This is a genomic window from Marinovum algicola, from assembly GCF_900109145.1.
Classification (GTDB): domain Bacteria; phylum Pseudomonadota; class Alphaproteobacteria; order Rhodobacterales; family Rhodobacteraceae; genus Marinovum; species Marinovum algicola.
In genome coordinates this window covers 36,238-45,528 of record NZ_FNYY01000033.1, presented here as the reverse complement: position 1 = coordinate 45,528, position 9,291 = coordinate 36,238, and the positions used below count along the sequence as shown (strand labels likewise).

The following is a 9,291-nucleotide window of genomic DNA, read 5'->3' as shown; positions in this document are numbered from 1 at the left end:
AGCGGCCGCAACGGCAGCGATGGCGTAGGAACCGATCCACCGCCGATGCATCGAGGTCTCTGGTCGGGATCTTCCGGGCGCGTGCCCACTTCAGAAAATGCCGGGCGGCACCCACGGCGCCCTTCGAGAGCCGGGGATTGTCTGCGAGATAGGCGCTGACCAGAGCGACGTCGTCAGCGCCGGCACGGCCACCGAGCGGAGAGTTGGAGGGGGAGTTCATGGAGGATGTCCTTCTGCGGATGAGAGCAGAGGCATCATGATTATCCAAAGCGGAAACCCGAAAATGAATCAGCAGAACAACAGGTTGAAATCCCGAACTCCGCATAACGGTGACGCGGCATATTGTGTCTTATCCGGAGTTCCGGATAAAACATAGTCGCGCGGCGTTAGCGCGCCCTCAACGAGTTCATCCTCCGGGTCCATTGTCTCAAGCCGGCGTTTCAGCAGGCTCTCACCCGTCGAGACCACCTGGATGACGCAAGCCTTGCCCGCCGCAAGATCGTCCTTGATCGCGCGGATGATACTCGGGGCTTTCATGCCCATCAGGAGATGGTTGAAGAAGCGCTGCTTCGTGCTCTCGAAGCGGGACTTGGCCGAGGCGCGTGCGGCCGACGCATTGGTCTCTCCCGAGGCGTCGTTGACACCGGTCGCCGTCAGCGCCGCCTCGAGATTATGGTGGATGGTGCGAAACGCTCCAGCGTAGGCGTCGTAGATCTCGATCTGGGCCGGGGTGAGCGCGTGTTCGAGTACGTCATATTCCACGCCGTCGAAGCTGAGGGCACGGGCCGTGTAGAGGCCGAGCGTCTTGAGATCACGCGCGACTACCTCCATGGCAGCCACGCCGCCGGCTTCCATCGCTGAAACGAAACCCTCGCGGCTCGGGAAGGGGTATTCGGGGCCCTGCCCCCAGAGCCCCAGCCGCGCGGCATAGGCGAGGTTGTGCACGCTCGTGGCACCCGTGGCCGAGATGTAGAAGACGCGGGCGCGGGGTGCTGCCAGTTGCAGCCGCAGCCCGGTAAGGCCCTGCTGGGAGGGTTTGACCCCCCTGCCCTGCTCGGACCCGGCCGCGTTCTGCATGGCATGGGCCTCATCAAAAGCGAGGACGCCTTCAAAGTCTTCGCCCATCCAGTCGAGGATCTGGCTCAGCCGCGTGGTGCCGCATTTGCCCGCGGACCGCAGCGTGGCGTAGGTGACGAAGAGGATACCGTCGCCCATCGGGATGGGTTGGTCCGGTTTCCATTTGGAAAGCGGCTGAATGTCGGCAGGCGAGCCGCCGAGATCGGTCCAGTCGCGGATGGCGTCCTCGATCAGCGTGGCGGATTTGGAGACCCAGATCGCCTTTCTGCGTCCGGCCAGCCAGTTGACAAGGATGAGCCCCGCGCATTCGCGCCCCTTGCCGCAACCTGTGCCGTCGCCGAGGAAGTAACCAAGGCGATAGGCCCGTGCATTAGGGTCATCATCGGCGCGCGTCAGCTTGGTCTGGTCGTCATCGATGGTAAACCGACCGGGCAGATCACGCCCATGGGCATCATGCGCCATGATGATGGTTTCCAGCTGCGCCTCGGAGAGATGTCCCTCCTCGATCAACCGGGCAGGCAGGCGCAAGTCATCACTGCCCGTGTTTGAGGGCATGGGCGGGGCAACCGAGGCCATGGCGATGCTTTCAACGAGCGGCGTGGGATGTTCCTGCGCACCCGCAATCTCGATCCGCTGCGGACGGTAGCGCGCATAGATATCCGAGACGGGCGTGTTGTCGCGCGGAACATCGAAGCTTGTGAAGCTGAGCGGGCGGACGGCATTGGCCCGGGCTGTGGGGGCGGTGAGAACACCGGCAGCGGTCTTGCGCGGGACAGATGCTGGACCGACCGGCCGAGCATGAGGGTTCGCTTCAGTCCGTTGGGCGGGGCGCATCTCGGTCCGTGTTGCGGCCACGGCGTCGACATATGCCAAGGCTTCATCCAGATCCCGGACATTGGCGCGGATCATCTCGCCGTCCTCCTGCATCTTGTCGAAGACCATCAGCTGGGTTTCGACAGATGTGCCGAGCTTGCGGTAGACCTGCCCCGGCATCGTCAACGCCAAGCGCGGCGTCAGGAGACCGCAGGCGCGCGACCAATGCGCGCCATCACGATCCGGGCTAAACCCCGGCGGCATGATAGCCACCAGCCGCCCGCCGGGTGCGAGACGCTTTGCAGCCCCGATGAGATGCTTGGCGGCGATGTACTTGTCCCGGGAGCGATCGACCGAGGAGGCGAAGGGCGGATTCATCACCACGACGTCGGGTAGAACCGGCGACTGCAGCAGATCGTCGATATGCTCGCCGTCATGGCCCGTCACCTCGCCACCGAAAACCGCGCGCAGGAGGTGCTGGCGAAAGGGGTCGATTTCATTGAGCAAAAGCGTGGCACCCGCCCGGGCAGCGAAAGCAGCCAGGGCACCGGTGCCAGCCGAGGGCTCCAGCAAAGTCTCGCCCTTGCGAACGGCTGCCGCCCGCACGACCAGTGCCGCGAAAGGCAACGGCGTGGAAAACTGCTGCAGCCGGATCTGCTGCTCTGACCGGCGGGTTTCCGTCAGCAGCCGCGAGGCAAGCAGCTTTGCAGCGGCGATGTCACCTGCCACGCCGTTCCCACGCAGCAGCACCTGGACAGCCGCGGCCTGCATCAGGTCATATGCCATGCGCCAGTCCCAGGCACCGCCGGCATCGCTGCCAAGAAACGTCTCGCGCATGACGCGCGCGAGCGCTGAGCTGCGCAGGGGTTGGTGGTGGATCTCTGTGCCGATAAGCGCTAGCGCAGAGGCGAGATCGGCTTCGGAGATTGCGAGAGCCGCGTTGGCCGTTCTGGGTTTGGACATGGGGATTTTCCTTTGGAACAGGGTCTGAGTTCCAAAGGACAAAAAGCCCGCTTTCGCTTTTCAGGGTGACGGGGGTCAGACCGCGCTGACCTCCAAGGCTTGGTCATGACTTGGGTTGGACCTCCCGTTTCGCATCAATCAATGCCTGTGCGGCCTGCATCACCTGAACTTGAGATGTTCCCGTGCATTCCTCCTCCAGCGCGGCCTGCACCTTCGCGCGAAACCACGCGTCATACGAATTGACATCAGCCGCCACGGAAATGCTCCTCGAGCCCGATATCCAGCAGCTTGCCGAGGTCATCGGGCATGTCTGCAACGTGCACAGCAATTGGGAAACGGTGCCCCGTCAGGTCAGGCGCGCATTGCTCCTCTAGCCCGAGGTGCTGCCTATCCTTTTCCGCCTCAATCATTGTGCTTTCTCCGACCGTATTATCAGCCGATGCTACATCTTCCAGCGCGGCGTCGTAAACGATAATGCCAAAGGGTCACAGCAAGCTGGCCCACTTACCGATCGGGCACCGCTTCAAGGGAAGTTTCGAACCGCTTGCCCGCCGCTGCAGCTTCTTTCAAGAGCGCGTCGAAATTGTCAGGTGGATTTCCATCTTCCAGCATCCCTTTGAACGTCGCATAGGCATCCGTCTTGCTTCCGTAGGCGCGCAGGGTCTTATCGTCGTTCACCCAGGCCACTACGATGACCTTGGCATCGCTGTTGAAGCGGTAGAACAACCGATACTGCTGGAAGAATTTCGCCCGAAACCAGTGCTTGCGTTGATCGCCAAGTGTGCTGCCTTGCCGGTAGGCGGCGGCACTCGGATCTGCCGGTATGGCCTCGGTGACCAGCTTGAAGATGGCGGCCAGCCGTTTCGTCGAGTTTTTCTTGCGCCATGTCTTTGGATCGCGTGCCTTACGCGCCTCGACTTCCTCGATCAGCCCTTCGAGCTGGTCCAGAAAGAGCGGATGCGCATAAATCGACCATCCGTTTACGACAAGGGGCGCTTGGGCGGGCACGCTATCGCCGGTCATTCATCCTCGAGCGATAGCGGCGCATCGAGATCGACGTCAACGTCTCCGACCAGTGCTGCAAGACGGTCATGCAAAGCCCCATCGAACGCCCGAATGCGGTCCGGATGCGCCTTGATATCGGCCTCGACAAAATCGAGAAATGCTCCGAGCACGGGATCTTCCTCTTCGCTGCGCACGGGCTCGATATAGACCCTGCCACTCGGCTCGGTGCAGTAGCGAATCTGGTCGCCCTTGCCCAGCTTGAGCTGCTTGCGCACACCCGCCGGAACGGTCGTCTGATACCGATCCGTGAGTTTCGAGACATCTTGTGCGAGGGCTGTCATGGCAGTCTCCTGAAAGAATGGGGGTCTTTGCTGCCTGCGATAGGTAATGCATTTGCATTGCCTTGTCAAGATAAGCCGCAGGATCTGCTGTCGCCTGGCAGGTCGATGAACCGTCCGGCGCAGGGCCTAATTTCGCCCCGCCAGAAACTCCGCCAGCACAGGACTGGCATCGCCTTTTGCGGAGCTGAGCAGCTCCGAGCCCGCAAGCGAGGCCTTCGACAAGCGCACGAGCCCACCGGTTTCCTCGATGCGGTAGCAGCGGCGTTTTTGCCGCCCCCGCTTGTAGTGCGTCGCGGTGACAATCTGGCAGGTGCCGCCATCGGTGAGCGTCACAGGAGCCGCGAGCCTGATCTTGTCGCCTTCCTCGTAGTCCGGGATCGACGCCCAGTCCCGGCAGCGCTGACGCCAGTCCTGGGCGTAGCTGTCCGGGTCTTTCAGGTCGGAGAGAAGCTCGATCAGCCCAAGCGGGGCACGAGATTCGTTCGGGCCAGCACTTTCCTCCATGTCCTTGTAGCCCCAGCAGCCGTCATCGTATCGGGTGAGGAAGACAGCACCGAACGTGATGGAGCCATCCGCATCGGTCACATAGGTCGCGTCTTCGACAGCAGTCCCGTCGAGATTAGTGACCCTTGCCGCCGCATACCAGGTTGAGCCGACTTTGCAGGCCTTGACCAGTTCGGTTTTGCGCGTGTCGCCATGAGAGGTGCAGAGCCGGGCGATTTCCGCTTTCTCATCCGCGTAGGTCTGGACGCGGCCGTCGGTGTAGAAGAGCCAACCCATCTCAGAGTCCTTTCTCTCGTTTGGGAAAATTGTTGTCGCCAATGTCCCGAAAGGGCCGCAGGCGCGGCAGGGTATTGGCGATGCTTGTTTGAGAAAGGGCGGGTTACGCCACCCTCCGGTCATCGATTTCCATCAGGGCATCGAGCGGCACGCGGTAGGGCTGCATGGCGTCGAAATCCTCGCAATTGCCGCAGTTCTGCACGATCGCGAAGGTGTCGCAGGCATCCTTGAGGATGACCCGGAAGGTGCCCCCGAGGCCCGAGGGCACTTCGTAGGTCCCGCCGATGAGATAATCCGAGGCCCGGCGCACGAAGACGCGGATGCTGTGGCCATCGGTGGCGAGCCGGATGGCCCCTCGCCCCCGGTCGATGAGCACCTGCACGTCATCCAGGATGTCGGTGTAGAACTGGCCGGTCAGATCGCGAAACGCCATGCGGCGCTGCGCCATCCAGTCGGTGTCCCGAAACGGGTTCAGGCCGTCGGCGAAGGCGAAAGAGGGATCGGCCTGTTCGGTGGTGACGATTCGGGTGGTCGTGCCATCGATGCCGTTTGAGCGCAGATGCACACCATTGCCGACGATCAGGATCAGGGCGGGCCTGTCCACGGGCCCGTTCCAGTTGGGCAGGAAGGTTTTGCAGGCGCGCGCATGGGCGATCTGTGCCGCAACAGCGGACGCAGAGAACTTGAGAATAGCCATGAGGATGTCTTTCGGTTGGGTGTGGGAGGGTCGACCCGCGCGGGGAATGCCTCGCGCGGGTCGCGTGAGGACTCAGGCCGCTTGCGCGACCTCGCTGTCAGGCTCGGGGGTTTCCGCAGCGGGCTCCGCCTCATCACAGGCGACACCGGCGGTCTGCATCATGGGCGGGCACCAGGCGGCTACGGCAGCGCGCTGCGCGTCCGTAAGCGTGGCGAAGGGCTCGGCGAAGAGCTTGTCACAAAAGGCGACGATCTCCTTCTTGCTCGACGAGGCCAGCGTCACCGCCTCCTGGGCGAGACCCAGATCCTCGCCGAGGATCTTCAGGAGCCAAGCCTTCTTGAAGCGGTTGAAGAGCGCCGCATTCGGCGTCAAGTGGGCGCGGATGTCGGGCATGATCTCGATCTCGAACGCATGCATCAGGCTGTCGCGCTGGCGGTCCCGCGCGAAGCAGGACTGCGTGGTGCTGGCCGTAGCATAGGCCACGAGCTTGGTCTTCTCGCCGGCCTCCAGCGCGCGAAACGCCGCGAACTGATCGGCGGGCGCGCGGGTGTCATCGAGCCAGGACAGATCAAGCGCATCATGCGCCGCCGCCACCTGCTCGAGCGAGGTCTCGTCGATCTCGTCCATCTTGGCATGGCTGCGGTATTCCTTGCGGGCATCGATCTTGATCGCCTGCGTGACACTCAGGCCGCTGGCCAGAACGTCACTGACCAGCTTGAAGAGCGTCAGATCGAGCGTGGCTTCCGGATGCAGCGCCATCGCGGCGCCAAGGGCCATGGCTCGCTCGGTCTTGAGGTCCTCGGCCAGTGAAGCTTGATAAGTGATTTCGCCGGCGTCCGGGGCCTCCTCCCCCGTCGGGTTACTTGAGGAGCCGCGTGCGCCCTCCTCTTTGACGGTGTCCTCGGGGCGGACGAGGCCAACATGGAGCGTGATCTGCCCACCCTGCCACGAGGCGATCACCCCAGACCGTGCGAGGTCCTCGGCGCTGTAGGCCTCCTGCAGATCGCACGCTTCCTCTTCCAGAGCGTCGACGCGCTCGTAAAGGGCATTGTAGGCACCGTCCTCGAGATCCTCATCCTCCATCTCGAGTTGCAATTTCTCAAGTTCGGCGGTGATGTCCTCAATGCGCTTCTGGGCAGCCTCATCCGGTTCGATCGGGCCGGGATAGACGCGGCCGTAGTCGGCCATGGTCGCGTAATCATAGAGCACCACCGCATCGGCCCAGGCAAAGCCCAACCTCACACGGGCCTCCTCGGCGGCGGCACCGAGCTTCTCGAGCAGGATGGTTTCGACCAGCGCCGTATCCTCAAGCACGGAATGCTCTTCCAGAAGGTCAGCCGCGACAGCGCCGCCGCGTGCCTCGTAGTCCGCACGCACGAAGGCCCCGATATCATCGCTGACCTGCACCCCGCGGGATTTGAGCGCCTGACGCACGGTATAGGCCTGCAGATAGCCGCCGTCTTTCGTGAGCGCCTCGAAGACCTCGCGCTGCGCCTCCTGGCTTGGATGCTCAGCGAAGGCCTTCATCGTGTCGAGCGTGATCACCTTGCCCCGGGCTGCGGCGCGGATGTCGGGGTGGATCAGGCCATAGCGCAACCGGCCTTTCACGGCCGCCACCGTGGTGCCGAAGGTCTTTGCGATCGTCTCGGGCGTCTGGCCGTCGACCTCCATCATTCGGGCGAAGGCCTCAAACTCGTCGATGGCATTCATCGGTGCCTGGGTGATGTTCTCTGCGAGTGACAGCGCCGTGGTGACGTCGCACTCCTCCGGCACAAGGCGGCAGTCCACCTTGGTTTTCGCCGTGAACCCCTTGCTGGCATTGTCGGCGATCAGCTCCTTCAGGGCTGCATGGCGCCGGCCGCCGGCGAGGACAGCGTACTTGCCGTCGAGCTTCTGGACAAGAAGCGGCTGGAGCAGGCCCAGCACAGCGATGCTCCCCTTCAGATGCGCGATGTTCTCGGGCTCATAAGTTTCCGGCGAGTTGCTGCGCACATTGGCGGGATGTGGGACCAGATCGCCGATGGCGACGGAGACGGGTTTGAAGCTTGTGGTCATGGGGTTTCCTTTTCGGTGGGTTTGGAGCGGCCCGCGCATTCAGATGCGCGGCCAATCCCCGTCTTCAGGGATCAACACAACAAAAGGCCCACTTTCCCTTTGAGGGGTCAGTGGGCCGTCATTGCTTGACGTGTAAGGTTTGGGGGGTGTCCCCTCGCCTACCAGTCGCGCGCCAGCAGGATGGTCAGCACGCGCATGGTCGTGGCGGGGTTGTCCGGGGTCTCGGCCCCGTAGCGGAAATCCGAATCTGCCTCATAGAGATCAATCTTCCAGAACACGGTCTCGCCGCGGACCGTGACTGCCCCGAAATCATGCCATCCTTCGGGATCATTCTCGGGCTCGAATGTGGCAAACTCACCGGTTGCCTTCACCGCCTCGGCCATGAAGCCTTCACCGGCCTCCATGAGCGAGCGAGTCACATGCATGCGGCCTTGTATGGGCGCCTCTGGCGCTATCCCGAGGCAGGCGAGCTTGCGGAAAGCATCGTTCTGATCGGCGATTACGGCGGGGTCTGGGCGGTCTGTCAGAGGCTGTGCTACGGAGGTCATGGGTCTGTCCTTTGAGAAGTTTGAAACACCCTTCCCAAAGCCTGCTTTCCCTTTGCCGAGACACATTCCCTCAAGCGGCCTGGTCGACCTCCCCTGCCCTGCCCGCCTCCGATCTGGCGATCAGGTAGTCGCAGGCGCGCTGCGCATCGGCGGCGTGCCGGAAGATCGCGCCTTTGTCAGACCGAAGGACGCGCAACCAGTTGTGCAGGTAGGCGGCATTCATCTCCAGCGTATGCGCCGTGAAGCCGAGCGTTTGCCCCAAGAACACCGAGGTCAGTTCCGCGACGATCTCCTCGCGCGCGTAAGAGGTGTTGCCAAACTTCGAGAGACCGAAATCACGGTTCAGTCGATGGGGGGCTTTCGTGGCATGGGCCAGCTCATGGGCCCAGACCCCGTAGAAATTGCGCGGGTCCTGAAACCGCGTGATGGACGGCATGTAGACCTTGTCCACGGGCGGCAGGTAGTACGCTTCCGTTCCTGTGAAGACGGTCGTGATGTCGATGGCATCGAAAAACGCCTGCATGTGCGGGATGGGCTCGGAAGGCGGATGCTCGGGCACGGGCTCCGGGTCAGGGTAGAAACTGTCGGGCAAGCCCTCGATCTGGCAGGCGTTGAACACGCGATAGGATTTCTGGAAACGGAAGACGCGGGCTTCCTCGGAGCGATCATCGCCATCGCTGCGGTCGTCCTGGCCGCCCGTGTCTTTGCGGCTTTGACCGTAATAAACGACGACAGAGGACCTCTCGCCCTTACGGACCTTTGCGTCCAAGGCATTGGCTTGCGGCAACGTCATCCAGAAGGGAGAGCTGTGGCCCGCCATCACGGTCCGCATCGTCAGCAGGAAGTTGTTCACTCCCTGGTAGGGTTCACTGCCCACGCGCAGGGGGCGAGAGCTGCCGCCTGCGGTCCAGGGCTTTCGCCACGGCAGCACGCCGCGCCCGATGATACGGATGATTTCGTTTGTGATGACCTCGGAGGCATCAAATTTGGTCGTGCGGGATCGGGCCATGGC

10 protein-coding genes and 1 pseudogene are annotated in these 9,291 nt (G+C 62.7%); all 11 read right to left on the bottom strand.

Going from position 1 to position 9,291, the window contains the following annotated elements; genetic code table 11:
- Positions 1-220 (bottom strand): annotated as a pseudogene (locus BMW90_RS26920) (tyrosine-type recombinase/integrase); the annotation flags it as partial.
- Between the two features lie 68 nt (positions 221-288).
- Positions 289-2,853, bottom strand: coding sequence for a strawberry notch family protein (locus BMW90_RS24555; RefSeq protein ID WP_074840246.1), 2,565 nt, complete (start codon positions 2,851-2,853; stop codon positions 289-291).
- Between the two features lie 103 nt (positions 2,854-2,956).
- The gene (locus BMW90_RS24550; RefSeq protein ID WP_074840243.1) at positions 2,957-3,109 is read right to left on the bottom strand and encodes an antitoxin PaaA2 family protein; all 153 of its coding nucleotides are present in this window, start codon (positions 3,107-3,109) and stop codon (positions 2,957-2,959) included.
- The gene (locus BMW90_RS26845; RefSeq protein WP_170850626.1) at positions 3,099-3,263 is read right to left on the bottom strand and encodes a hypothetical protein; all 165 of its coding nucleotides are present in this window, start codon (positions 3,261-3,263) and stop codon (positions 3,099-3,101) included. The genes BMW90_RS24550 and BMW90_RS26845 overlap by 11 nt, the downstream gene beginning before the upstream one ends.
- Positions 3,264-3,357: 94 nt before the next feature.
- A complete protein-coding gene (locus tag BMW90_RS24545; protein WP_074840241.1) occupies positions 3,358-3,876 on the bottom strand; it encodes a type II toxin-antitoxin system YhaV family toxin in 519 nt (172 codons plus the stop codon).
- Positions 3,873-4,199 carry a type II toxin-antitoxin system PrlF family antitoxin gene (locus BMW90_RS24540; protein WP_074637394.1) on the bottom strand — a complete coding sequence of 109 codons (327 nt, stop codon included), beginning with the start codon at positions 4,197-4,199 and terminating at the stop codon, positions 3,873-3,875. The genes BMW90_RS24545 and BMW90_RS24540 overlap by 4 nt, the downstream gene beginning before the upstream one ends.
- A gap of 126 nt (positions 4,200-4,325) precedes the next feature.
- Positions 4,326-4,979, bottom strand: a complete 654-nt coding sequence (locus BMW90_RS24535; RefSeq protein WP_074840239.1) for a DUF6927 domain-containing protein — start codon at positions 4,977-4,979, stop codon at positions 4,326-4,328.
- Between the two features lie 103 nt (positions 4,980-5,082).
- Entirely contained in the window at positions 5,083-5,676 is a 594-nt protein-coding gene (locus tag BMW90_RS24530; protein ID WP_074840237.1) for a regulator, read from the bottom strand.
- Between the two features lie 72 nt (positions 5,677-5,748).
- Positions 5,749-7,731: a ParB/RepB/Spo0J family partition protein gene (locus tag BMW90_RS24525; protein WP_074840235.1), complete on the bottom strand. Its 1,983-nt coding sequence runs from the start codon at positions 7,729-7,731 to the stop codon at positions 5,749-5,751.
- 158 nt (positions 7,732-7,889) lie between these two features.
- On the bottom strand, positions 7,890-8,279 hold the full coding sequence (locus BMW90_RS24520; protein ID WP_074840233.1) for a DUF3768 domain-containing protein: 390 nt from the start codon (positions 8,277-8,279) through the stop codon (positions 7,890-7,892).
- A 70-nt stretch (positions 8,280-8,349) separates the two neighbouring features.
- Complete coding sequence (locus BMW90_RS24515) at positions 8,350-9,288, bottom strand: ArdC family protein (RefSeq protein WP_074840231.1); 939 nt, start codon at positions 9,286-9,288, stop codon at positions 8,350-8,352.
- Between the last annotated feature and the right edge of the window lie 3 nt (positions 9,289-9,291).